The 24,409-nt window shown below is 39.1% G+C and carries 21 protein-coding genes, 1 other RNA gene, 1 pseudogene and 1 riboswitch; all 23 genes and pseudogenes read left to right on the top strand.

Annotation, left to right across the window (positions count from 1 at the left end; all coding sequences use genetic code 11):
* The first annotated feature begins 3 nt into the window (after positions 1 to 3).
* Positions 4 to 366 (top strand): biotin/lipoyl-containing protein, encoded by a 363-nt coding sequence (locus BM146_RS01460; protein ID WP_074883307.1) that lies wholly within the window; start codon positions 4 to 6, stop codon positions 364 to 366.
* 56 nt (positions 367 to 422) lie between these two features.
* The gene (locus BM146_RS01465; RefSeq protein WP_074883310.1) at positions 423 to 1,565 is read left to right on the top strand and encodes a sodium ion-translocating decarboxylase subunit beta; all 1,143 of its coding nucleotides are present in this window, start codon (positions 423 to 425) and stop codon (positions 1,563 to 1,565) included.
* Positions 1,566 to 1,600: 35 nt separating this feature from the next.
* Positions 1,601 to 3,013 (top strand): oxaloacetate decarboxylase subunit alpha, encoded by a 1,413-nt coding sequence (locus BM146_RS01470; RefSeq protein WP_022773217.1) that lies wholly within the window; start codon positions 1,601 to 1,603, stop codon positions 3,011 to 3,013.
* Between the two features lie 124 nt (positions 3,014 to 3,137).
* Complete coding sequence (gene glgX / locus BM146_RS01475; RefSeq protein WP_083413354.1) at positions 3,138 to 5,315, top strand: glycogen debranching protein GlgX; 2,178 nt, start codon at positions 3,138 to 3,140, stop codon at positions 5,313 to 5,315.
* The gene (locus tag BM146_RS01480; protein ID WP_074883312.1) at positions 5,305 to 5,901 is read left to right on the top strand and encodes a hypothetical protein; all 597 of its coding nucleotides are present in this window, start codon (positions 5,305 to 5,307) and stop codon (positions 5,899 to 5,901) included. Before glgX ends, BM146_RS01480 begins: the two co-directional genes overlap by 11 nt.
* A gap of 18 nt (positions 5,902 to 5,919) precedes the next feature.
* Complete coding sequence (locus BM146_RS01485; protein ID WP_074883315.1) at positions 5,920 to 6,597, top strand: response regulator transcription factor; 678 nt, start codon at positions 5,920 to 5,922, stop codon at positions 6,595 to 6,597.
* Positions 6,584 to 8,092, top strand: a complete 1,509-nt coding sequence (locus tag BM146_RS01490) for a sensor histidine kinase (protein ID WP_242949318.1) — start codon at positions 6,584 to 6,586, stop codon at positions 8,090 to 8,092. Before BM146_RS01485 ends, BM146_RS01490 begins: the two co-directional genes overlap by 14 nt.
* A gap of 23 nt (positions 8,093 to 8,115) precedes the next feature.
* On the top strand, positions 8,116 to 9,036 hold the full coding sequence (locus BM146_RS01495; RefSeq protein WP_074883317.1) for a hypothetical protein: 921 nt from the start codon (positions 8,116 to 8,118) through the stop codon (positions 9,034 to 9,036).
* 102 nt (positions 9,037 to 9,138) lie between these two features.
* Positions 9,139 to 10,686, top strand: coding sequence for a 2,3-bisphosphoglycerate-independent phosphoglycerate mutase (gene gpmI, locus BM146_RS01500; RefSeq protein WP_074883322.1), 1,548 nt, complete (start codon positions 9,139 to 9,141; stop codon positions 10,684 to 10,686).
* Positions 10,687 to 10,948: 262 nt separating this feature from the next.
* The gene (gene secG, locus BM146_RS01505; protein WP_074883325.1) at positions 10,949 to 11,191 is read left to right on the top strand and encodes a preprotein translocase subunit SecG; all 243 of its coding nucleotides are present in this window, start codon (positions 10,949 to 10,951) and stop codon (positions 11,189 to 11,191) included.
* A 97-nt stretch (positions 11,192 to 11,288) separates the two neighbouring features.
* Positions 11,289 to 13,283, top strand: a pseudogene (gene rnr, locus BM146_RS01510) (ribonuclease R); the annotation flags it as partial.
* A 466-nt stretch (positions 13,284 to 13,749) separates the two neighbouring features.
* Complete coding sequence (gene smpB / locus BM146_RS01515; RefSeq protein WP_074883331.1) at positions 13,750 to 14,220, top strand: SsrA-binding protein SmpB; 471 nt, start codon at positions 13,750 to 13,752, stop codon at positions 14,218 to 14,220.
* A 68-nt stretch (positions 14,221 to 14,288) separates the two neighbouring features.
* Positions 14,289 to 14,645, top strand: a transfer-messenger RNA (tmRNA) gene (gene ssrA, locus BM146_RS01520).
* A 78-nt stretch (positions 14,646 to 14,723) separates the two neighbouring features.
* Complete coding sequence (gene proB, locus BM146_RS01525) at positions 14,724 to 15,518, top strand: glutamate 5-kinase (RefSeq protein ID WP_022773202.1); 795 nt, start codon at positions 14,724 to 14,726, stop codon at positions 15,516 to 15,518.
* Between the two features lie 46 nt (positions 15,519 to 15,564).
* Positions 15,565 to 15,707: riboswitch (cobalamin riboswitch) on the top strand.
* Positions 15,708 to 15,740: 33 nt separating this feature from the next.
* Positions 15,741 to 16,829 (top strand): ABC transporter substrate-binding protein, encoded by a 1,089-nt coding sequence (locus BM146_RS01530; protein ID WP_074883336.1) that lies wholly within the window; start codon positions 15,741 to 15,743, stop codon positions 16,827 to 16,829.
* A gap of 1 nt (position 16,830) precedes the next feature.
* On the top strand, positions 16,831 to 17,853 hold the full coding sequence (locus BM146_RS01535; RefSeq protein WP_074883339.1) for a FecCD family ABC transporter permease: 1,023 nt from the start codon (positions 16,831 to 16,833) through the stop codon (positions 17,851 to 17,853).
* Between the two features lie 4 nt (positions 17,854 to 17,857).
* The gene (locus BM146_RS01540) at positions 17,858 to 18,631 is read left to right on the top strand and encodes an ABC transporter ATP-binding protein (RefSeq protein WP_074883842.1); all 774 of its coding nucleotides are present in this window, start codon (positions 17,858 to 17,860) and stop codon (positions 18,629 to 18,631) included.
* Positions 18,632 to 18,640: 9 nt separating this feature from the next.
* The gene (locus BM146_RS01545; protein ID WP_074883342.1) at positions 18,641 to 19,708 is read left to right on the top strand and encodes a pyridoxal phosphate-dependent aminotransferase; all 1,068 of its coding nucleotides are present in this window, start codon (positions 18,641 to 18,643) and stop codon (positions 19,706 to 19,708) included.
* 10 nt (positions 19,709 to 19,718) lie between these two features.
* Positions 19,719 to 20,816 (top strand): nicotinate-nucleotide--dimethylbenzimidazole phosphoribosyltransferase, encoded by a 1,098-nt coding sequence (gene cobT / locus BM146_RS01550; protein ID WP_074883845.1) that lies wholly within the window; start codon positions 19,719 to 19,721, stop codon positions 20,814 to 20,816.
* Between the two features lie 2 nt (positions 20,817 to 20,818).
* Complete coding sequence (locus BM146_RS01555; protein WP_074883345.1) at positions 20,819 to 21,745, top strand: bifunctional adenosylcobinamide kinase/adenosylcobinamide-phosphate guanylyltransferase; 927 nt, start codon at positions 20,819 to 20,821, stop codon at positions 21,743 to 21,745.
* On the top strand, positions 21,742 to 22,521 hold the full coding sequence (locus BM146_RS01560; protein ID WP_074883348.1) for an adenosylcobinamide-GDP ribazoletransferase: 780 nt from the start codon (positions 21,742 to 21,744) through the stop codon (positions 22,519 to 22,521). The genes BM146_RS01555 and BM146_RS01560 overlap by 4 nt, the downstream gene beginning before the upstream one ends.
* A gap of 47 nt (positions 22,522 to 22,568) precedes the next feature.
* A complete protein-coding gene (gene cbiB, locus BM146_RS01565) occupies positions 22,569 to 23,543 on the top strand; it encodes an adenosylcobinamide-phosphate synthase CbiB (RefSeq protein WP_074883351.1) in 975 nt (324 codons plus the stop codon).
* A 24-nt stretch (positions 23,544 to 23,567) separates the two neighbouring features.
* Positions 23,568 to 24,350: a Cof-type HAD-IIB family hydrolase gene (locus BM146_RS01570; protein WP_074883354.1), complete on the top strand. Its 783-nt coding sequence runs from the start codon at positions 23,568 to 23,570 to the stop codon at positions 24,348 to 24,350.
* Positions 24,351 to 24,409: the final 59 nt, after the last annotated feature.

Here is a 24,409-nt window from a genome sequence, read left to right on the forward strand (position 1 = left end):
ACAATGAAGAACTATACAATAACCGTTAACGGAAACGTATATGATGTAACAGTAGAAGAAGGCGCAGGTTCAGGAGCAGCTCCTGTAGCAGCTGCAGCTCCTGCAGTTAAGGCTCCAGCAGCTCCTGCAAAGAAGGCAAGCGCTGGCGCAGGTTCAATCAAGGTTGAAGCTGGTGCAGCAGGAAAAGTACTTAAGATCAATGCAAATGTTGGCCAGGCTGTAAAGAAAGGTGATACAGTTGTAACTATCGAGTCAATGAAGATGGAGATCCCTATGGTTGCTCCTGCAGATGGAACTGTAGCAAGTGTTGATGTTGCTGCTGGCGATTCTGTTGAGGCAGGAACTGTTCTTGCAACTCTTAACTAATTAAATTGTCAGAGAATATTATTGTTGTTTTATTAAAACAGAAATGAGGATAAAAAATGGATTACGTTGTTAATACATTATCTAATCTCTGGCAGCAAACTGCATTTACAACCATGACTCCTGGTAACTATATCATGGTAGTTGTTGCTCTTGTATTTATGTATCTTGCTATAGCTAAGGGATTTGAGCCTTTACTTTTGGTACCAATTTCATTTGGTATGCTTCTTGTAAATATCTATCCGGATATTATGGCAGAGCCTGTAGGTGGAGCAGCCGGCGGACTTTTGCATTATTTCTATATCCTGGATGAATATGCAATTCTTCCTTCACTGATATTCCTTGGTGTTGGAGCGATGACAGACTTTGGACCACTTATTGCAAACCCTATCAGTTTTCTTATGGGAGCAGGAGCTCAGTTTGGTATTTTTTCTGCTTATTTCATGGCTATTTTCTTTGGCTTTAATGATCAGCAGGCTGCAGCAGTATCAATTATCGGTGGTGCAGATGGTCCTACTTCAATCTTCCTTGCAAGTAAGCTTCATCAGACTTCAATCTTAGGACCTATTGCCGTTGCTGCTTATTCATACATGGCTTTGGTTCCTATGATCCAGCCACCTATCATGAAGGCTCTTACTACAGATAAAGAGAGAAAAATAAGAATGTCTCAGCTTCGTGAAGTATCAAAGCTTGAGAAGATTCTTTTCCCTATAATTGTTACTATCGTAGTAAGTATGATCCTTCCTACAACAGCGCCACTTATTGGTATGTTGATGCTGGGAAATCTCTTTAGAGAGTCAGGAGTTGTTCGTCAGCTTCAGGAAACAGCTTCTAATGCACTTATGTACATTGTAGTTATCCTTCTTGGTACATCAGTTGGTGCTACAACAAGTGCTGAGGCATTCCTTAACACAACAACTCTTATCATAGTAGTACTTGGACTTATAGCATTCGCATTTGGTACAGCATCCGGATGCCTTTTAGGAAAGCTCCTTTGCTTTGTTACAAAGGGTAAGATCAATCCTCTTATCGGCTCAGCAGGTGTATCTGCTGTTCCTATGGCAGCCCGTGTATCACAAAAGGTTGGTGCAGAGTATGATCCTTCAAACTTCCTGCTCATGCATGCTATGGGACCTAACGTAGCCGGTGTTATTGGTACAGCCGTTGTTGCTGGAACATTCATGGCTGTCTTCGGTGTATAAAAGACTTTTTATAACTTAGAAAGGATGTAATAGATATGGCAGAATTAGAGAGAAAACCAGTTCGTATCAATGAGACTGTTCTGCGTGATGCTCATCAGTCACTTATTGCAACAAGAATGCCTACAGAGGTTATGTTGCCTATCATTGATACAATGGATAAGGTTGGATATAACGCAGTAGAGTGCTGGGGCGGTGCTACATTTGACGCTTGCATGAGATTCCTTAAGGAAGACCCATGGGAGAGACTTAGAAAACTCCGTGACGGCTTTAAGAACACAAAACTTCAGATGCTTTTAAGAGGACAGAATATCCTTGGTTACAAGCATTATCCGGATGACGTAGTAGAGTATTTCGTACAGAAGTCTATTGCAAATGGTATTGATATCATCAGAATCTTTGACTGTCTTAACGATCTTAGAAACCTTGAGGCTTCAGTTAAGGCTTGTAAGAAAGAGGGCGGTCATGCACAGATAGCTCTTGCTTATACACTTGGTGATGCTTATACAGAAGAATACTGGATGAACATTGCAAAAGACATTGAGTCAATGGGTGCAGATTCTATTTGTATCAAGGATATGGCAGGCCTTCTCCTTCCTTATGAGGCAGAGAAGCTTGTTAAGGCACTTAAGAGTGCTACAAAACTTCCTATCGACCTTCACACACATTACACTTCAGGTGTTGCCAGCATGACTTACATGAAGGCTGCTGAAGCAGGTGTTGATATTATTGACTGTGCTATTTCTCCATTTGCACTTGGAACATCACAGCCAGCTACAGAAGTTATGGTAGAAGCATTCAAGGGACAGCCTTTCGAGACTGGTCTTGATCAGAAACTTCTTGCTAAGATCGCAGATCACTTCAGACCATACAGAGAAGAGTGCCTTGCTAGCGGACTTATGGACCCTAAGGTTCTTGGTGTTAATATCAAGACTCTTATGTATCAGGTTCCTGGTGGAATGCTTTCAAACATGGTTTCACAGCTTAAAGAGCAGAACGCAAGCGATAAGTATGATACAGTTCTTGAGGAAATCCCACGTGTTCGTAAGGACTTTGGTGAGCCACCTCTTGTTACACCATCATCACAGATCGTTGGTACTCAGGCCGTTATGAATGTACTTATGGGTGAGAGATACAAGGTTGCTACTGACCAGACTAAGGACCTTCTTGCCGGTGAGTATGGTAAGACAATTAAGCCATTCAACCCGGAAGTTCAGAAGAAGATCATTGGCGACAGAGAGGTTATCACATGCAGACCTGCAGATAAGCTCGAGCCAGGACTTCAGAAGTTTGAGAAAGAAGTTGCGCAGTGGAAACAGCAGGATGAGGATACTCTTTCTTATGCATTGTTCCCACAGGTTGCTACAGATTTCTTTAAGTATCGTCTTGCACAGCAGGAAAAGGTTGATGTTACAGCCGCAGATACAAAGAATGGTGCATATCCAGTGTGATTTGTCGCAAATGAGATTTAGATAAAAATAAAAAGATGGAATTTTGTTATATTAAATACAAAATTCCATCTTTTTTTATTTTTATAAATGATTAATTTGAACAAGCATATGGTAAAATATTTGTATGAATGAGTATAGACGTCATAGACAAAACAGAAAACTGGTTGAAATAGGCGAGCGTCAGGTAAGGGAGCTGAGGAAAACAGATCTCAACAGACAAATGCTGGCTTTAGATGAATGCAATGGATTCAGAATCAGACCGGGCTTTTACAATATGAATGGCGCTACGATGTTAGCGGATGGTGTAAACTTCACTGCTTATTCAAAGGGAGCAACTGCAATAACACTTCTTTTGTATAAACGAGGGGAGTCTACTCCTTTTGCGCATCTTCCTTTCCCTGAAAGTTACAGGATTGGAAATGTATATTCAATGATTGTTTTCGGCCTTGATATTGAAAATATAGAATACTGTTATAGTGTTGACGGTCCATGGGATCCTGATAAAGGTCTTTTGTTTAATAAAAATCATCTGCTCCTTGATCCATATGCAAAGGCAGTATCAGGACAGAGAATTTGGGGGCAAAATCCCAATAAAGATGGCGCATATAGGGCCAGAATAGTAAGAGATAATTTTGAATGGAATGATACCAACAGCCTTTGTACACCGATGAACGATACAGTGATTTATGAAATGCATGTTCGCGGTTTTACTATGGATCCTTCTTCAGGTGTTAAATGCAGGGGCACATTTGAAGGCATTAAAGAAAAGACTGAATACCTCAGAAAACTCGGTATTACAGCTGTTGAACTCATGCCTATATTTGAGTTTGATGAAACCAGAGATAAGAGAATTGTAAACGGCAAAACTTTACTTGACTACTGGGGATATAACACAATTAGCTTTTTTGCTCCTAATACAAGCTATGCGTCAGAGAGTGAATACAACAAAGAAGGCGTTGAATTAAAACGAATGATAAAAGAGCTTAAGGATAACGGAATTGAGGTTATCCTTGATGTTGTGTTCAACCATACTGCTGAAGGCAATGAGAATGGTCCGTTTATTTCATTTAAAGGTTTTGATAATAATATCTATTATCTTTTGACACCTTATGGTCAGTATTATAATTTTAGCGGCTGCGGAAATACTATGAACTGTAATCATCCAATGGTGCAGGAGCTTATCGTTGAGTGCCTTAGATATTGGGCTATTGAATACAGGGTTGATGGTTTTAGATTTGATCTTGCAAGTATCCTTGGAAGAGACCAGGACGGTTCTCCGATGGAAAGGCCTCCGCTTATTCAGAGACTTGCTTATGACCCGATTCTTGGTAATGTCAAACTGATCGCTGAGGCATGGGATGCCGGAGGAATGTATCAGGTTGGCAATTTCCCTGCGTGGAAGAGGTGGGCAGAGTGGAATGGTAAGTATAGGGATGACATAAGATCGTATTTAAAGGGTGATATATGGGCAGCTCCTGAAGCTGTAAAGAGAATTACAGGTTCAATGGATATGTATGGCGGTTCATATCTTGGATATGACTCTTCTGTTAATTTTATTACCTGTCATGATGGTTTTACTCTTTATGATCTTTATTCATATAATGGCAAGCATAATGAGGACAATGGCTGGAACAATACGGATGGAGCCAACGATAACAGGAGTTGGAATTGTGGCGCTGAAGGCGAGACTACAGATCCAAAAATTCTTGATCTTAGGTTTAGGATGATGAGAAACGCTATAACTGTGCTTATGTGCAGTCGTGGCACTCCAATGGTCTATGCCGGAGATGAATTTGGAAATACGCAGTTTGGTAATAATAATGCCTATTGCCAGGATAATGAGATTTCCTGGCTTAACTGGAATCTGTTAAAAAAGAATAAAAACTATTTTGACTTTTATAGGAATATGATCCAGTTTAGAAGAAAACATCCGGCTATCAGGAAGGATTTACAGCCATCCAAGTGCGGATATCCTCATATAAGCGTTCATACAGAAAATCCTGATAATGGTAACATTACCAAGGACTCGAAGGTAATCTGCGTAAGATATGCCGGATTTATAGAAAAAAAGAATCATGATGATATTGTTTATATAGCAATCAATGCTTACTGGGAGGATATACAGATTATGCTTCCTAATCCTCCGGAGGGAGCTTACTGGTCACTTTGTGTTGACACAGGTGACGAGAGCGGTAAATATTTCTATAACAGACCTAAACCTCTCACCTGGAGAAATAGGACTTTGAAAGCCAGAAGTGTAAGCGTATTTATTGTTTCTTTTGGAGCGGAGTATGGCGTCTAATGAAGAAAATAAAGGAAAGTGCATAATTGGCGGCTATGAGTTTTTGACAGAAAAAGATGCTGAAAAAGGTTCGTTGGATCTTTCAAAAATAAAAGTTTTGGAGACCAGAGTTAAAGTCAGCAAAGCAGAGGATATGTTGACGTTATATGAAAAAGCGATTCAAAGCAGGATTTTTAAAACTCCACTCGGCTGGAGATATCTGACGGATCTAAGAGAAAAGCTTTTATCAAGTGGCTATAAGGAAAAAGATCTTATCCCGATACCGCTTGAGATTCCTATGACAAGGCAATCCTCTCTTGAAAAACTTACACCTGAAAAAGATCGTCCCACACAAAAAAAAGTTCAGTTCAGAGGAATTTTATCAATTGTGCTTAACGTAGTGCTTATAATTGTGGTAATCTTAATGTTTGTAATTGCTTCTACCAGTGAAAATGATAATATCATTAATTACAAAAGAAATATCACAAATCGTTATTCAGCTTGGGATGAAGAACTGAAAGAACGAGAAAAAGCTGTGCGTGAAGCAGAAAAAAGGCTTGGCATCACTGATTCTAAAGGGTATGATGAGGGGGATGAAAGTTACTGATTTAGGAGGACAGAATTAATGGATGATCTTAAGATACTGGTTGTTGATGACGAGAGCAGGATGAGAAAGCTCGTCAAAGACTTTTTGATAAAAGACGGATATATAGTTCTTGAAGCAGGCGATGGTCAGCAGGCATTGGATATGTTTTATGAAGATAAAGATATTGCACTGATCATTTTGGATGTAATGATGCCAAAGCGTGATGGCTGGGAAGTGTGCAGAGAAATAAGAACAAATTCAAAAGTGCCTATCATCATGCTTACTGCAAAGGCAGAAGAAAGGGATGAGCTCCTTGGTTTTGAACTTGGTGTAGACGAATATATTTCAAAACCTTTTAGTCCCAAAATACTTGCGGCTAGAGTTTCGGCTATTCTTAGACGAACAAATCAGGCTGCTAATAACCAGGTTATGGAACTTGGCGGTATTGTTGTGAATAAGGTTGCGCATAGTGTTTTTGTTGATGGCAAAGAAATTGAACTTAGCTATAAGGAGTTCGAGCTTTTGTCTTTCTTTTTTGAGAATAAGGGCGTTGCACTTTCAAGAGAAAAAATACTTAACAATGTATGGAATTATGACTACTTCGGAGATGCCCGTACTATTGATACTCATGTTAAAAAGCTTCGCGGAAAGCTCGGTTCTAAAGGCGATATGATTAAGACTATTTGGGGAATGGGGTATAAATTTGAAGAAAATTGAGGCTCCTATTGATAAAACCAAAACTCATTCCATTAGATTTGAAATCAGTTCAGCATTTATTTTTACCTTGATAATGGCGTTTGGTTTTTGCCTTGTTATAAATCTTTTCTTCATGGAACAATTTTATGTTCAAAATAAAAGAGAAGCGATTATCCAGGCTTATAGAAGCATTGCTCAGGCCATAAGTGATGGCGATATTACTTCAGAAGAATTTGATGTTGAAATCACTCACATTTGTGAGCGATACAACATTGAAATGATAGTTCTTGATGCTGATTCTCTGACAATAAAATCTTCTGCTAACAATGCTGAACAGCTTACAAAAATATTATGGGACAATATTCTTAATCCGGAAAATATCGACGATAAAGAGATTATTGATATTGGCGAAGGATATACTCTTCAGATTGAAAAAGACCGTGCTACAGGAAGAAAATATCTTGAAATGTGGGGAGTTGTCGGAGCAGGTAACCTTATCCTTGTTCGCTCCACAATGGAAAGCATAAAAGATAGCGTATCAATTTCAAATACCTTTATGGCGTATGTAGGAGTTATTGCTATAGTTGTAGGTTCTGTTGTTATCCTCTATATTTCAAAGAAGATAACTGATCCTATAAAGCGTCTATATCTTATTTCTGATGAGATGAAGAATCTGAATTTTGAAGCCAAGTATGAGAATTCAGAGAATTACAATAACGAGATTGATATCCTTGGACATAACATGAATGAGCTTTCTGAGACACTTGAGCAGACAATTAAAGAGCTCAAAAATGCGAATATTGCATTGAAACAGGATATTGCTCAAAAGGAAGAAATTGATGAAATGAGAAAAGAATTTCTTTCGAACGTATCCCATGAGCTAAAGACTCCTATTGCTCTCATTCAAGGCTATGCGGAGGGCCTTAGGGAGGGTATCAATGATGACCCTGAAAGTAGGAATTTTTACTGTGATGTTATCATGGATGAAGCTTCTAAGATGAATATCATGGTAAAAAAACTTCTTACTTTGAATCAGCTTGAGTTTGGAAATGAAAAAGCCAATATGGATAGATTTGATATTGTTGAAATGGTTCGCAACTACATTAAATCTGCTGAACTTTTGGCGAAACAGAAAGAAGTTACAATTCAATTTGATGCAGAAGAACCTATTTTTGTCTGGGGTGATGAATTTAAGATAGAAGAGGTTCTGCAGAATTATTATAGTAATGCCCTTAACCATATTGATGGAGAAAGAATTATTGAGATTAAGGTGGTTAAGCTTGATAATCATGCCAGAGTTTCAGTGTTTAATACGGGTAATCCAATTCCAAAGGAAAGTATTGGACATATCTGGGAAAAATTTTATAAGGTTGATAAGGCCAGGACCAGAGAGTATGGGGGAAGCGGTGTTGGTCTTTCAATTGTTAAGGCTATAATGGAAAGCATGAATCAGGCCTATGGGGTGATAAATTATGACAACGGAGTAGAGTTTTATTTTGAACTGGAAACAGAGTGACGTTTATTTATGAGGGTGCTTTTATGAGGGTTAGAAAAGTTGTATTACTTTTTGTTGTTATTATGACTGTTTTTTCACTTTCAGGCTGTGGAGAAAAATTTCCTGAGCTCTCTGAGGAAGAGTATAATAAGACTGTTGAATTTGCAGTAGGTCTTTTGATGAAATACTCTAATAATGACAAAGAAAAACTGACATATGTAGATGCAAAGGAAGTTCAGAAAGAACGCGAAAATGAGGCGAGAAAAGCAGCAAAAGAGGAAGAGAAGAAAGAGCCTACAGTTCCTGTAAAAGTTGAAGAACCTGAGCCGGTTGCTGAATCCAGTGAAGAACTTGTTTCAACTGCAATGTCGAGCGAGGAGCCTGCATCAACAGCAGCGTCCGGCAATGAGCCTGTAGATGAGCATGGGAAGGAAACGACGGATGATGCTGCAGCTGTTTCCGGTTCATCAGATTCTGAAGTGGTACAGGAAACAGAGACGGATAACGGTGAAAAAATATCTTCTGATGTCAGCAGTGATGCGATTGTTCTTTCTTCGGACCAGACGCAGGAAATTGTAAACGATATATTCCTTTCTTATCAGGGTTATTCAGTTTCAAGTACTTATCCTGAAAGCTCAAAGAGCTATGTTGTAAATGCTGATAAGGGCAAAAAACTTCTTGTTTTAAGATTTGATCTTTATAATGCATCAGGCTCTTCAAAAAAGGTAAATATGATTAACCAGAAGCTTCTTTTCCAGATTCTGCTTAATGGAAAAAATCTGGGATATTCGTCGGTTACTTTTTTGCCAAATGATTTGTCATCATATATTGGAGAAATAGATTCTAAAGCGCATGAGAGTCTTGTGATACTGACGCAGATAAGCGCTGATGATTCTACATCTATTCAGACACTTGGAATGATAGTAAGCATGAATGGCACGCAGCAGGAAGTTGCTCTTAAGTAAATGGCTTGTCAAAATGCTAACAATTGATATATACTATGCAAGGAATTACAAAGCTTTATAATTGCTTTTAACGTATTACACGTGAAATGGAGGATATATATAATGAGAGGTTCTAAACCAACAGTTCTTTTGATCCTTGATGGATACGGACTTAATGATAATCCGGAGGGAAATGCTATTGCTATGGCAAAGACTCCTGTAATGGATGGTCTTATGAAGGATTATCCTTTTGTAAAGGGATATGCTTCAGGTCTTGCTGTAGGTCTTCCTGACGGACAGATGGGTAACTCAGAGGTTGGACATATGAATATGGGTGCCGGCCGTATTGTTTACCAGGAACTTACAAGAATCACAAAATCTATTGAAGACGGTGATTTCTTTACTAATGAAGGTCTTTTAGCAGCTATCAATAACTGCAAAGAGAAAAATTCAGCTCTTCATTTATACGGTCTTGTTTCTGACGGTGGTGTACACAGCCACATTACACATATCTACGGACTTTTAGAGCTTGCAAAAAAGAACGGACTTGACAAGGTATTTGTTCACTGCTTCCTTGATGGCAGAGATACTCCACCTGAAAGCGGAATTGATTTTGTGGCTCAGCTTGAGAATAAGATGAAAGAACTTGGCGTTGGTCAGATTGCTTCTATTTCAGGTCGTTACTATGCAATGGACAGAGATAACAACTATGACCGTGTAGAGGTTGCTTATAACGCTATCACAAAGGGTGAAGGCAACAAGGCAAACAGTGCGCATGAGTGCATGGAGCAGTCTTACAAGGATGGCAAGACAGATGAGTTTGTTATCCCTACAGTTATCATGAAGAATGGTGCTCCTGTAGCAACAGTTAAGGATGGAGATTCAATTATTTTCTATAACTTCCGTCCAGACAGAGCAAGAGAGATCACACATTGCTTCTGCGATGATGAGTTTGATAAGTTTAACAGAGGAAAGCGTCTTGATGTTACATATGTATGCTTCACAGAGTATGATCCTCTTATCCCTAATAAGGAAGTTGCATTTAAGAAGGTTCTTCTTAACAACACATTTGGCGAGTGGCTTGCTGCTAAGGGAATGAAGCAGGCACGTATCGCAGAGACTGAGAAGTATGCTCATGTTACATTCTTCTTTAACGGTGGTGTTGAGCAGCCAAACGAGGGCGAGGACAGAGTACTTGTTAACAGCCCTAAGGATGTTCCTACATACGACCTTAAGCCTCAGATGAGTGCGCCTGAAGTTTGTGAGAAGATTCTTGATGCTATAAATTCTCAGAAATATGATGTTATCATTGCTAACTTTGCTAACCCTGATATGGTTGGACATACAGGTGTTATTCCTGCTGCTGTAAAGGCTATTGAAACAGTTGATGAGTGTGTTGGCAAGATTGTTGATGCTGTAAAGGCAACAAACGGAACAATGTTTATCTGCGCTGACCACGGTAACGCTGATATGATGATCGATTATGAGACAGGTGAGCCTTGGACAGCTCATACAACAAATCCTGTTCCATTTATCCTTGTTAATTATGATGAGGCTTATACTCTTAGAGAGAATGGATGCCTTGCAGATATCATTCCTACACTTATAGAGTGTATGGGCGAGGAACAGCCAAAAGAGATGACAGGAAAGTCACTTCTTATCAAGAAATAAGACTGTTACTGTTCAGACAGAAATGCGCACTAAGCTGCGCATTTCGTGAGAACTTGATACGGGAGTGAGCGCATTCCATCGACGAAGTCGATTTGGAATGAATGCGCGAAGTGGTTACTGGAGCGAGCTGTATGCGAGTGAACAGTAACATAAGACTGTATTGTTTGACGATATTGCATAAATATGATAGAGTAATATGTGCTTGTGACTTTAAATAATTAGCAAGACTATTTTTATACAGGTACTGGGAGGGAAGTTTTTCGTGAGTGCTTTAGATTATGTTTTCGGAGTAGTATTTATTATAGTATGTGCCGCATTGGTTGTTCTTGTACTTGCACAGGAAGGCAAGAATCAGGGACTTGGAGCAATTCAGGGAACAATAGAGAATACATACTGGAGCAAAAACAAAGGCCGTTCAAGAGAGGGTGTTCTTAAGAAAGCTACATTTGTTTTATCAGTTTTGTTTATCGTAGTTAGCGTAATTCTCAACATGAATATGTTCTAAAGATTTTAATTTTGTTTTCTGAGGCACTCTAGAAATAGAGTGCCTTTTAAAATTCCAAAGTTAGGCACTTGCCGAGGTATATATGAGTAAGGGAAAAAAATTAAAAAGAGTAGAAGAAAGTTCTTTTGGAACTTCAAAGAAGCATAAAAACTATATAGTAGGACAGTTCGTAGCTAACCCAAGAGGCTTTGGCTTTGTTGAAGTAGAAGGAATGGATGAAGATATCTTTATTCCTGAAGAGTATGTTCATGGCGCCTTTCATTCAGATACTGTAGAAGTTGAGATTTTGCCTGAGTCAACAGGTAAGAGACAGGAAGGCCGTATCAGGAACATTCTTGTAAGAGGAATGGAAGAGCTTGTGGGAACATATCAAGGGGAAAAGAACTTTGGTTTTGTTATTCCTGATAATTCAAAAGTCCTTCAGGACATTTTTATTCCGATCGAACATCATGGCAGCGCCGTTACCGGTGATAAAGTAGTTGTAACAATCACAGATTATGGTAATCAGGCCCTGCACAGAAAGCCTGAGGGCAAGGTTAAAGAGGTTATTGGCAATATAAATGACCCCGGAGTTGATATATTATCAATTGTAAAAAACTATGATATTCCTTATGAATTTCCAGAGAAAGTTATAAATCAGGCTAACAGATGCCCTGATCAGATAAGCGAAGCTGACATGTACGGCAGAGAGGACCTTCGCGATGTAATGATGGTGACGATCGATGGCGAGGACGCAAAAGACCTTGATGATGCAGTCAGCCTTACTATAGATGATAAAGGTCTTTATCATTTGGGAGTTCATATTGCTGACGTTACAAATTATGTGCAGGAGAGTTCTGCCCTTGACAGAGAAGCCTTTAAAAGAGGAACAAGTGTCTATCTCGTGGACAGGGTAATCCCTATGCTTCCACACAGACTTTCAAATGGTATCTGCTCTTTGAATCACGGAGAGGACAGACTTGCACTCAGCTGTCTTATGACAATCGATAAGAGCGGTAAAGTTATAGATCATGATATTGTTGAGTCTGTGATCAATGTCAATGAAAGGATGTCCTATACAAGCGTTGCTAAGATTCTTGAAGATAAAGATGAAGAGGAAACTGCTAAGTATAAAGAGCTGGTGACCATGTTCGAGGAAATGGCTGAGCTTTCAAGTATCCTTAGAAAGAAAAGAGAATCCAAGGGCGCAATTGACTTTGATTTTCCTGAGACCAAGATCATTTTGGATGAAGGAGGAAATCCGATCGATATAGTTCCTCATGAAAGAAATACAGCAACTAAGCTCATCGAGGACTTTATGCTTGCTGCGAACCAGACAGTTGCAGAACATTTCTTTTACCTGCAGAGTCCTTTTGTATATCGTATCCACGAGCAGCCTGATCCTGAGAAGATCAGCTCCCTTGCTGCATTTGTCAATAATCTTGGATACCACATCAGAACCAGGAAAGATGAAGGGGTTAGACCAAAAGAGCTTCAAAAGCTTTTAAAAGGAATTGAAGGTACAAAAGAAGAGGCTGTTATCAGCAGAATGACCTTAAGGAGCATGATGCAAGCTAAGTATAGTACAGAGTGCACAGGGCATTTTGGCCTTGCTTTTGATTATTATTGCCACTTTACTTCTCCTATCAGGCGATATCCTGATCTTCAGATCCACAGGATCATTAAGGACCACTTGCGTGGAAGAATGACAGCGGCTAAATCCTCACATTATGAGGAGATTCTTGATGAGGTTGCAAAGCATTCTTCAGAAACTGAAAGAAGAGCCGAGGAAGCCGAAAGAGAGACTGATAAATTAAAAAAAGCTCAATATATGGAAAAACATATAGGTGAGCGTTTTGAAGGTATTGTTTCCGGAGTTACAGCCTGGGGATTATTTGTTGAGCTTGAGAATTCCTGTGAGGGTATGGTAAGAGCTGCAGCTATGAGCGATGATTTTTATGTGTATGATGAAGGAAACATGAAGCTTGTAGGCGAGAGAACTCATAAGGAGTATACTCTTGGTCAGAGAGTTATGATCAAAGTGGCCGGTGCTGACAGACTCACAAAATCTATTGATTTTAAGCTTGTTTTGTCAGAAGATGAAGACGATGATGAGTTTGACTATGATGGATTTGAAGATATCCCAAAGGCCAAAAAGATTGCTTTGGACAGAGCAAGAAAGGTCAGAAAACTTGGTGAGATCGCTCAGGAAGAAAGAAACGACGATGATGGTGATGATGAAAGTGATGACATTAAAGTCGCTGAGGGACGCCTTGTAGAATATAATGGCAAGCTTATTGATCTTAGCGAGTATGAACCGGATGCACTAACTGGCGAGTTCAGGAAAAAGCGTAAATCAGGAAGCGATAAAGGAAAAGGCAGGAAAAATGCCCCATCCAATAAGGAAAAAGCTAAGTCTTCCCGAAAGGTATATAAGGTTCATAAATATAAAAAGTCTGCTACAAGCAAGGCAGCAAGAAGTGCACAGGGAAAGGGCAGAAAAAAGAAAAAGTAAACTATTGGTATATGGAATAAATATATACAATGGTATATGCTTAATAAAAAAACGTAGGTGTAATATGGCAGAAGATAATAAGGCAAGGAAGCTCGTTGCAAACAATAAAAAAGCATATCATGACTATTTTATCGAGGAAAAATACGAAGCAGGAATTGAACTGTTTGGAACAGAAGTAAAATCTATCAGACAGGGAAAATGCAGTATAAAAGAGGCTTGGATCAGCATAGATAAAGGTGAGGCTTTTATCATGGGCATGAATATCAGTCCATATGAGAAAGGAAATATTTTCAATAAAGATCCCCTTCGTGTTAAAAGGCTTCTTTTACACAAAGCAGAGATCAGGAAGCTGGATCAGCAGAAGATGGTTCAGGGATACACCCTTGTACCACTTGAAGTTTATTTTAAAAACGGCAGAGTGAAAGTTGAAGTGGGCCTTGCAAAAGGTAAAAAGCTTTATGATAAACGAGCAGATATGGCCAAAAAGGATCAACAGAGAGAGGCTGAAAAAGAATTTAAGGTCAAATTTAAATAAAAACTAAACTGCTGGTGTATTGATTTTATCTGTGCTTACCGATATAATGGGTAAGCACAATTAAATAAGGGTTAGTAAAGGTTTCGACAGGGATTTTGAAGCTGGAGAAGCTATCCGCAGGATGGTCGCGTTAAACCTCAAATTAAAATTAAACGCTAACGATAATTTAGCACTCGCTGCCTAAGCGCAGCCCGTCAGCCCGTGTGCACCTACACACTCGGTAACTGGCGTCAAACTTTGTAGGAAACGACATAGCCTAAGCTTTGCGGTTATGGTCGTATCATGAAGCTACCGATTATTTGCAGTTGCTTGTTACCGCAGGTAAGAGGGAACAGAGATGAAGAATCTCGGAATAATAAGCTATGATAGTAGAAGGACAGGGGATGAATTTTTGGACAGGGGTTCGACTCCCCTCTAATCCATTTTTAAGGACTACCATTGATTTATGGTAGTTCTTTTTATATAGTATTAACATATGATTTAACAAGGTAAAGGGGAAAACTATGAGCGTCAGTAAGAAGAGAATAGTTGTAAAAGTAGGTACTTCCACAATAACAAATAGTGATGGAAATGTTGATATAAGGGCTCTTGATCATCTCTGCAGAGCTTTGGCGGGAGTTGAAAATCTAGGGTATGATCTTGTGCTTGTTTCATCAGGAGCTATTGCTGTTGGCGCAGGCAAGATGAGACTTGCTCAGAAGCCAAAAGAAATAAGAATGAAGCAGGCTGCAGCTGCCGTTGGACAGACTGAGCTCATGCATCTTTATGACAAGTTCTTTAGCGAATACGGTAGAATGGTAGGTCAGATACTTCTTGATAATGAGGATATTGCAGATCCCATAAGAAGTAAGAATCTTAAGAATACATTTGATGCTTTGCTTGAGAATCACATAATCCCTATAGTTAATGAGAATGACTCAGTCAGCCATGCTGAGATTGAATCTGAAAAGAAGCTCTTTTCTGATAATGATATGTTGTCAGCTTTTGTTGCAGCTTTTTGCAATGCCAGTAAACTCATTATTTTTTCAGATATTGATGGACTTTATGATGGCAATCCAAGTACTAATCCTGATGCAAAGCTCATCAGCAGGGTTGAAGAGATTACAGATGAATTAAAGTCAATTGCATCAGGCTCGGGTTCAAATCGTGGAACAGGCGGAATGATAACAAAGCTTGATGCAGCAGAGTATGCTACAGAGCATGGAATCGATGTGATCATCACAAATGGTAAGAATCCTGAAAAGCTTTATGATGTCATTGAGAAAAAGATTGTGGGAACTTTGTTTGTGGCAAAATAAGAAGCTTATGCGCGCTCTGACATTGACAAGCAGGGTGTTTGATGCTATTTTTGTCAGTGCAAATGGTGTGACCAGGATGGATTCTCCGGTGTCACTTAATAGGGAATGAAGTGAAAATCTTCAGCAGTGCCGCTACTGTGATGGGTATAGTGCCCAAGCCAGATACCTGCCTTTGCGTAAATCACAGAATTTCTTCGTGACCAAAGAAAGTGAGGGAAAATTATGAAAAAGAAAATTCTATCTATTGTCATGGCTGTTGCCATGATGTCTACTTTTGCTGTTGGTTGTGGAAATAGCACAACAGCAGAGAATGTTTCAGAGTCAGTAACAGAGGAAAGCGCTGAAGCTATCAGCGAAGCATCTGCTCTTCAGACAGAATCCACTGAAAATACAGATGTATCAGCAAAACCAACCACGGACAGAAGTGGTAATGAAGTTACAATTCCTGAAGAAGTAAATTCAATTGTATCTATGGCTCCTTCAACAACACAGATTCTTATAGACCTTGGACTTGGTGATAAGATCGTTGCATGTGATACATATTCATACTCAAGCTATGCAGATTCACTTAACGCTGATATTCCACAGTTTGACATGATGACTCCAGATCAGGAACAGATAATTGCCCTTGGCGCAGATGTTGTTTTCACAACAGGTATGAGTGCCAGCCATGGAGATGATGTTTTTGCAGCTGTAAAAGAAGCAGGTGTATGTGTCCTTGATATTCCAAGCAGCGCAAGCCTCCAGGATATTTCAGATGACATCAGATTTATAGGAGCTGCTACATCAACAAGTGATGCTGCAGAGGCAATTGTTAAAGAGATGGAAGCTACTATTGAAGAAATTTCCAAAATAGCGGCTACTATTCCGGAAGAAGAGAAAAAGACAGTTCTTTTCGAACTCTTTACTCCATCTGCTGATTCACCAACAATTTATACATGTGGTTCAAATACTTATATCAACGAGATGATAAGTCTTATCGGAGCAACTAATGTTGCGGGAGAGGAAGAATCACAGTGGCCTGCACTTACGGAAGAAGCAGCTGTAGCTATGGATCCTCAGGTTATCCTTACTGCTGATATGTACACAGATGATGTTATAAATGTTATTCTATCTATGAGTGGATGGGAGAATGTATCTGCTATTAAGGACAAGGCAGTATATCAGATTGATAACGATACAGTTAACAGACCTAATCATCATGTTGTAAGTGCTATGATCGAGATGGCTAGGGATATATATCCTGATTACTACGAGACAACAGTTGATCCGTTTGGAGCAGAAGATAGCAAGGAGCAGCCTGCTGCATAATATGAAAAAAGAAAAAGAGCTTAAGATAGTAATTTTAGTTTTGATATCGATATTAGTGTTGATTCTTAGTGTGGGATTAGGAAGTGTATATATTCCTGCATCAGATATAGTATCAGTATTGTTAAATAAGCTCTTTAATATGCCTTTAACTCAGAGTATTGAGGGCTCTTACATCTCAATACTCTGGGATATAAGGTTGCCAAGGGCGTTCACAGCATTCTTTGTTGGGGCAGCACTTTCGGTGAGTGGAGCGGTAATCCAGTCTATTTTGCAAAACCCCCTTGCATCATCCTATACTCTTGGTGTTTCTGCCGGTGCATCTTTAGGAGCTGCGATCGTTATTACTTCCGGAATAACAAGTTCATTACTTGGCTTTTTTCTACTACCTGCTGCAGGTTTTTTGGCAGGGCTTTTTACAGTGTTTTTTGTTATTGCTGTGTCCGGAAGGCTGGATCATAACATGAGCAATCATACGATCATTCTGTTCGGAATGGTCTTTTCACTTTTTGTTAATGCTATTTTGACTCTTATAAGTGCTTTGAACAGTGAACATATGCAGAGACTTATTTTATGGCAGATGGGTTCATTTTCGGGAAGAAGATGGATACATGTAGCTGTTTTGAGCGTGTGTGCAGTGTTGGGAACACTTATAATATGTTTCTTTGTCAGAGAACTTGATATTATGACCTTTGGTGAGGAAGAGGCCATGAGTATCGGCGTTGAGACAAAGAAGGTTAAAGTTTTTCTTTTGGCTCTTGCAACGTTTTTGACAGGAGCTGCCGTTTGCTTTTCCGGTATCATTGGTTTTGTTGATCTTACAATTCCTCATATTGTAAGGCGCTTATTTGGCTCAAAGCATAAATATGTGATTCCTATGTCATTTGTTCTTGGAGGGGCCTTTATGGCTTTTGCAGATATGTTATCAAGAACTGTACTTGCACCTCAGGAGATACCTGTCGGTGCCATTACGGCCCTTGTTGGAGCGCCGTTTTTTGCATATATATATTTTAGAGGTAAGAGATAATCAAATGCTGCTTGAGTGTAAGAATCTGATCTGCGGATACGGGAAAAAACCCGGTGAGAACCCGGTTATAAAGGATATCTCTTTTGGTGTAAATGAAGGAGAAAACATTGCCATTTTGGGCGCAAATGGATGTGGTAAAACTACGCTGATCAAGACTCTTGCAGGAATGCTCCCATATGACGGAAATATCATTCTTGGTGATAGAGAAGTCAGGAATCTTAAGAGAAAAGATATAGCAAAAAAGATTTCTGTAATGATGCAGTTTTCTGACATCTATTTTTCATATACTGTCGAAGAAACGGTCATGCTTGGAAGGTATCTTTATTCCAACAATGTTTTTGGGATTGCTAATAGCCGTGACAAAGAGATTGTAGATAAAAGCCTTAGAGAATATGGCCTTGAAGATATTAGAGACAGGCAGATAAGCCAGTTATCGGGAGGACAGCTTCAGAGAGTATTTCTGGCAAGGACAATGGCTCAGGATACTGATATTATCATTTTAGATGAGCCCACCAACCATCTGGACCTTAAATATCAGTCTGAATTTCTGAGTTTCCTTTCTGATTGGAAAAAAGAGAGCAAAAAACATACACTTATAGGTGTTTTCCATGATATCAATATTGCCCTGGAAGTTGCGGATAAGCTTATTTTGCTTAAAAACGGAAAAATTCTTGCTGATGGCAGTAAAGAGGAACTTATAGAAAGCAAGTACCTTGTCGACGCTTTTGATATTGATGTAAAGCAGTATATGAAAAAGCAGTATTCACATTGGATATAAGGTTTATTTATGGAAGAAAACAAAGATTACTATCATGGCGGTGAAATTAAGAGTGATTCGCTGATTGATTTTAGCGTTAATACCAACTTTTTTGTCAATGAGATTGAGTTTACAAAAAAGGAGATTCAAGAGGCTACCAGTTTTTATCCTGACAGGGAGAGTAAAGAACTTGTTCGCAAAGTGGCCGGGAAAAATAATATTTCACCAGATCACATAGTTATGGGAAATGGTGCATCTCAGATCATCACGCTTTTGCCGTTTTGCATTGATATAGAAAATGCTCTTATTATAGAGCCGACTTTTTCAGGATATGAGAGAGCTCTGCAGGCGAAAGGTGCAAAGGTAAAATACCTGTTTCTTGATGAGAAGGATGATTTTTCATTTGGTGAGAGCCGGGTAAAAGAAATAGAAAGATTTGTAAAAGAGTTCAAAAACCATGGGAACAGTGCTGTTTATATCTGTAGTCCCAACAATCCCACAGGAAAAGTAATTAAAAAAGATACTTTGAAGGATGTGCTTGATATATGCAAAAAATATGGAGCCTTTCTTGTAGTTGACGAGTCTTTTATTGATTTTGCGGATGACGAAAGGGATAAGAGCCTTGTATGTTTCATAGATGAATATAAGAATCTTTTTATCATCAGGTCTTTTACCAAGATTTATTCTATACCGGGAATCAGGCTTGGATATGGCATATGTAGTGATGAAAAGGTTATTGAAAAGATGAGACTTTTGCAGCCTGAATGGAGCATTTCGGGACTTGCTCAGATTGCAGGTGCAAAGCTGTTAGACTCTGATTTTGAAATAGAAAAGAGCCTTATGGATATTAAAAATGAAAGAGAATACCTTGAAAGAGAACTTGAAAGGCTTGGAATCAGGGTATTTCCTTCAGATGTGAATTTCATTTTAATCAAGGTAAATGCAGAAGGTGGTTTCTATGATAATCTTTTGCGCAAGGGGATTTATCTTCGTAAAAGCTCCAATTTCCCGGGGCTGACAGATGAATACTACAGAATAGCCATAAGAGGACATGAAGACAATAAAAAACTCATAGAGGTTATAGAGAAACTTATCTGAGGTGCAGACATTGGATTTTGAATTAGAACTTAAGGAAAAAATTAAAGATATAGAAGGGGTAGATGCTGATAAAAAGCGCGAAGCTTACGGATATATTGACAGCCTTATTAAACCTCCCAAAAGCCTTGGAAAGCTTGAAAAAATAGCAATTGCGCTTGCGGGTATTACAGGGCAGGTCAAAAACACACTTAAGAAAAAGCGGATAATTGTGCTGTGCGCGGATAATGGCGTTACATGTGAGGGCGTTTCTTCAGCGCCTGTTTCTGTAACGGCTAGCCAGGCGGTTAATATGACAAAAGGCATTACCGGTATGTCTTCTATGGCTAAGCATTTTGGAATTGAGACTGAGATCGTCGATGTTGGGATTGCAATAGATTATGACTGCGAAGAGGTTCTTGACAGGAAAATAAGGAAGGGCACCGGGAACATCGCTATAGAGCCTGCGCTAACAAGAGAAGAGGTTATAAGAGCAATCTTTGTAGGAATGGAAAGAGCAGACAGGGCTGCTTTGGATAATGTAGATGTTTTGGGTGTTGGAGAGATGGGAATTGGAAACACCACGACAAGTGCTGCGGTTTTAGCTGCCATTTCAGGGGCTTTGCCTGGAGACCTGGTTGGAAGAGGCGGCGGACTTACAGATGAGGCCTTTCAAAAAAAGTTAAGCGTTGTTGAAAGAGCGGTAAAGAGGTTTTTAAATAGCGGCTCGGATAAAGGAGATATAATTAATATCCTTTCTGAACTTGGAGGTCTTGATATTGCCGCTATGTGCGGAGTCTTTCTGGGCGCCGCCAAAAACAGGATACCTGTTGTAATAGACGGCTATATATCAGTGGTTTCGGCCCTTTGTGCCTGCAGATTAAACGAAAAGGTTACCGGATATCTTTTTCCGTCTCATGAGTCAAAAGAAAAAGGCTATAAAATTGCAATCTCAATGCTTGATTTTGAGCCGTGGTTTAATCTTGATATGGGCCTTGGAGAAGGCAGCGGATGCGTTATAGCTTTTCAGATAATGGAGGCAGCCTGTGCTTTTGTCTGCAATATGGGGACCTTTGAGAGTGGCGGCATATGTGATGATTATCTGGAAGATATCAGAAAACAGGAGAAATAAGATTGCTTGTACTAATTACAGGTGGCTGCAAGAATGGAAAGTCATCAAAGGCTGAAGCTATAGCTTTTGAGCTTTCAAAAGGCGATAATCTATACTACCTTGCGACCATGATTGCCTCTGACAATGAGGATAAAGAACGTATAAAAAAGCATATAGAAAGCAGGAAAGACATGCCTTTTCTTACAATAGAAAAGGGGAGAGACATCGATACTATCCTTGAAAAGATTCCAGAAAATGCGACAGTCCTTTTGGACAGCCTCACAGCTCTTTTATCCAATGAAATGTTCAAGATATCAGATGGTGGCGGATATGTTTTTTGCAAGGAAGCTGCAGGGAAGGTGCTAAAGGATATCGAAACTTTAAATGACAGGGTTTTAAATCTTGTTATAGTTAGCGACTATATTCAAAGCGACGCTCCTATGTATGATGAATATACGCAGCTTTATAGAAATGGACTTTCTTTTTTGGAGGAGAGGCTTTGCAGCCTTTCTGATAAAGCTTTTGAAATCGTTGCGGGAAAAGAAATGCTGATAAAAGAGAAAAAAGATACCAAAATTAAAACAGATAATAGAAATGTGCTTGTTTTGGGCGGCGCTTTTCAGGGAAAAAGAGATTTTGTAATGGAGAATTTTGGAATTTCTCAGGAGGAAATCTACACCTTTGACGAAGAATGTGCAGAGATTCCAGTGGGATACAAGTGCTATGAGCATATTGAAAGGTATGTCTATGCTTGTATAAAGAAGGAGAAAGAACCCGTTGAAAGCTTTCCTGAAGGTTCTGTCATTATAATAGACGATATTTTTTGCGGCGTAGTGCCTATGGATGAATTTATCAGGCATTATCGCGAAGAAGCTGGGCGATTCATGCAGAAAATTGCTGCACATTCAGATGTCTACAGAGTTTTTTGTAAAAGAGGGATAAAGCTATGAATGTCTTAAAATCTATTGCAATTGCTTTTTCCATGTATTCACGAATACCTATGCCTGTATTTGAATGGAAGAAAGAAAACATGAAATACAGCATCTGTTTTTTTCCTTTTGTGGGACTAGTTATTTCTTTTATCATTTCTTTGTTGTATTATCTCTTTGGAGCGTATTTTGCGATGATTCCGGATGTTGCCAAAACGCTTTTTATTTTGGCAATTCCGGTTGTAATTTCCGGAGGTATCCATTTAGACGGATATATGGATACAAGTGATGCGCTAAGCTCATACAGGGACAGGGAAAAGCGGCTTGAAATTCTTAAAGATCCTCATATTGGAGCCTTTGCTGTTATAAGACTTCTTTTATACAGCTGCATTTTTCTTGCTACAGTGTTGACAATTGTAAGCGCTCATGCTGAGCTTGATATATTTTTTTCATGGAGCCTTGTGTTTTTCTTATCTCGTATTCTTTCAGGAATAGCGGTGGTTAGTTTTAAATGTGCCAAGAGTAATGGGACTTTGTACACTTTTGCAGAAGGGGCTGAAAGGACAAAGTGCAAAGCTCTGATGACCATAGAGGTTATAATTTGCATTTTTCTTATGACCTATTTTGGGAAAGTTGCTGGAGTGCTGGGAACTGTTGCTTCATTTTTAGTTTTCATATATTATCATCGTATGGCAAATGACAAATTTGGAGGTCTAACAGGAGATCTTGCAGGCTTCTTTGTCTGTGTTTGTGAACTGGTTTCTTCTTTTGCCTTTATGATTTGGCTTTTTATGTAGGGGATTTGTTATGTTGACGGGGTGTTTTATATTTTAAGGAGTATATAGTGGCACTATTTTACAGGGATTTTTTGGTTTCTTTTCTGATAGGAATTGCGCTTGATACGTGCGTTGGCGATCCTAAATGGCTTTATCATCCGGTTCAGGCAATTGGCGCTCTTATCACATTTTTAGAAAGGAGACTGCTTAAAGAAGAGGATTCCGATAGAAAAAAACGGGTAATGGGAGTTATTTTAGTAATAATAGTTCTTGTAATTACCGGAACGGTCACAGGGCTTATAGTATTTGTTGCATTTAGAATAGATCGTGTTTTTGGAATTGTGGTTATGGGAGTGTTATCATCTTTTGCAATTGCCGGAAAAAGTTTAAGAGACGCAGCAATGGATGTTTACAGACCTCTTGCCGCTCTGCCGAAAGATATTGAGAGTGCCAGAAGAGCGCTTTCAATGATAGTTGGAAGAGATACGCAAAGCCTTGATGAAGCAGGGATACTTCGAGCGACAGTTGAAACTGTTTCGGAGAATACAAATGACGGAGTTATATGTCCGATGTTTTATCTTATTATTGGCGGACCTGTGCTTGCCTTTATCTATAAGGCAGTCAGCACAATGGATTCAATGATTGGCTATAAGAACGATAAATACAGATATTTTGGTACTGCTGCAGCAAGACTTGATGATATTCTCGCTTTCATTCCTGCAAGAATAAGTGCTTTATATATGATTTTTTCAGCGCTTATACTTGGTTATGATCCTTTTGGAGCTTTCAGGATATGGCGCAGAGACAGGTACAATCATGAAAGTCCCAATTCAGCACAATGTGAAAGCGTGTGCGCAGGAGCACTTGGACTTAGGCTTGCAGGCCCTGCTTCATATTTTGGTAAGATTAAGGATAAGCCTTTTATAGGTGATGATATAAAAATGATAGATAAAGAGGATATTTTAAGAAGTATAAGTCTGATGCAGGCAACAGAATCATTATTGACGCTATTTTGCCTTTTTATCTATCTTGGAATAAGATGATTTTTGATAGGAGTTTTGCTGAAAATGCTTTTATTTTTTGATATTGATGGGACCTTGTGGGATTACAACAACACAATAAGGGAAAAGACGAAGCTTGCAATTAAAACAGCCAGAGAAAATGGGCACAAGTGCTTTATAAATACCGGAAGAGCAAGGGGCTTTGTTACCAATAAGGAACTCTTATCTATAGGGTTTGATGGAATTGTTTCTGCCTGTGGAACAATGATTGAATACAATGGCGAAGTTATTTTTAACAGGATAATTCCAAAGGATGACGCAATAAGAACTGTAGAAACGGTCAGAAAATATGGATTTCGTCCCATCTTGGAAGGGCCTGTATATCTCTACATGGACAAATCTGACTTTGCAGGCGATATGTATGGCGAAAAGGTTATGCAGGAGATGGGGAGTCACTTAAGAGGAATAGAGGATAATTGGGGCAATTGGGAAATGAATAAGCTCTCATGTGCAACGGATGTTTCTAAAGCTGAAAGGAATGCCTGTTATAAAGAGATGCTTGATCTATATAGTTATATTATTCACAGCGATACTGTTGTGGAGATGGTTCCAAAGGGATTTGATAAAGGAACAGGAATAAAGAAAGTCTGTGAGCTTTTGGGAGAGGATATTAAAAACACGTTTTCTTTTGGTGATAGCATTAACGATAAAGAAATGCTTATAGCAGCGGGAACGGGCGTCGCTATGGGCGGTACATATCACGATCTGTCTGAATATGCGGATTATATAACGCTGCCTCTTGATGAAGATGGTATATATCACGCAATGAAGCATTTTGAACTTATATAAAGTTTGCTATTTTATAGCATTTCATTTATTATATTAAAGATATCCTCATAAGAAAGGAA

It is taken from the genome of Butyrivibrio proteoclasticus, assembly GCF_900115735.1.
GTDB classification, from domain to species: domain Bacteria; phylum Bacillota; class Clostridia; order Lachnospirales; family Lachnospiraceae; genus Butyrivibrio; species Butyrivibrio proteoclasticus_B.

Bases quoted from the DNA above. Each gene is read 5' to 3' on its own strand.
- BM146_RS01460 (WP_074883307.1), top strand. From the start codon at position 4: ATGAAGAACTATACAATAACCGTTAACGGAAACGTATATGATGTAACA.
- BM146_RS01465 (WP_074883310.1), top strand. From the start codon at position 423: ATGGATTACGTTGTTAATACATTATCTAATCTCTGGCAGCAAACTGCA.
- BM146_RS01470 (WP_022773217.1), top strand. From the start codon at position 1,601: ATGGCAGAATTAGAGAGAAAACCAGTTCGTATCAATGAGACTGTTCTG.
- glgX (WP_083413354.1), top strand. From the start codon at position 3,138: ATGAATGAGTATAGACGTCATAGACAAAACAGAAAACTGGTTGAAATA.
- BM146_RS01480 (WP_074883312.1), top strand. From the start codon at position 5,305: ATGGCGTCTAATGAAGAAAATAAAGGAAAGTGCATAATTGGCGGCTAT.
- BM146_RS01485 (WP_074883315.1), top strand. From the start codon at position 5,920: ATGGATGATCTTAAGATACTGGTTGTTGATGACGAGAGCAGGATGAGA.
- BM146_RS01495 (WP_074883317.1), top strand. From the start codon at position 8,116: ATGAGGGTTAGAAAAGTTGTATTACTTTTTGTTGTTATTATGACTGTT.
- gpmI (WP_074883322.1), top strand. From the start codon at position 9,139: ATGAGAGGTTCTAAACCAACAGTTCTTTTGATCCTTGATGGATACGGA.
- smpB (WP_074883331.1), top strand. From the start codon at position 13,750: ATGGCAGAAGATAATAAGGCAAGGAAGCTCGTTGCAAACAATAAAAAA.
- proB (WP_022773202.1), top strand. From the start codon at position 14,724: ATGAGCGTCAGTAAGAAGAGAATAGTTGTAAAAGTAGGTACTTCCACA.
- BM146_RS01530 (WP_074883336.1), top strand. From the start codon at position 15,741: ATGAAAAAGAAAATTCTATCTATTGTCATGGCTGTTGCCATGATGTCT.
- BM146_RS01535 (WP_074883339.1), top strand. From the start codon at position 16,831: ATGAAAAAAGAAAAAGAGCTTAAGATAGTAATTTTAGTTTTGATATCG.
- BM146_RS01540 (WP_074883842.1), top strand. From the start codon at position 17,858: ATGCTGCTTGAGTGTAAGAATCTGATCTGCGGATACGGGAAAAAACCC.
- BM146_RS01545 (WP_074883342.1), top strand. From the start codon at position 18,641: ATGGAAGAAAACAAAGATTACTATCATGGCGGTGAAATTAAGAGTGAT.
- BM146_RS01560 (WP_074883348.1), top strand. From the start codon at position 21,742: ATGAATGTCTTAAAATCTATTGCAATTGCTTTTTCCATGTATTCACGA.
- BM146_RS01570 (WP_074883354.1), top strand. From the start codon at position 23,568: ATGCTTTTATTTTTTGATATTGATGGGACCTTGTGGGATTACAACAAC.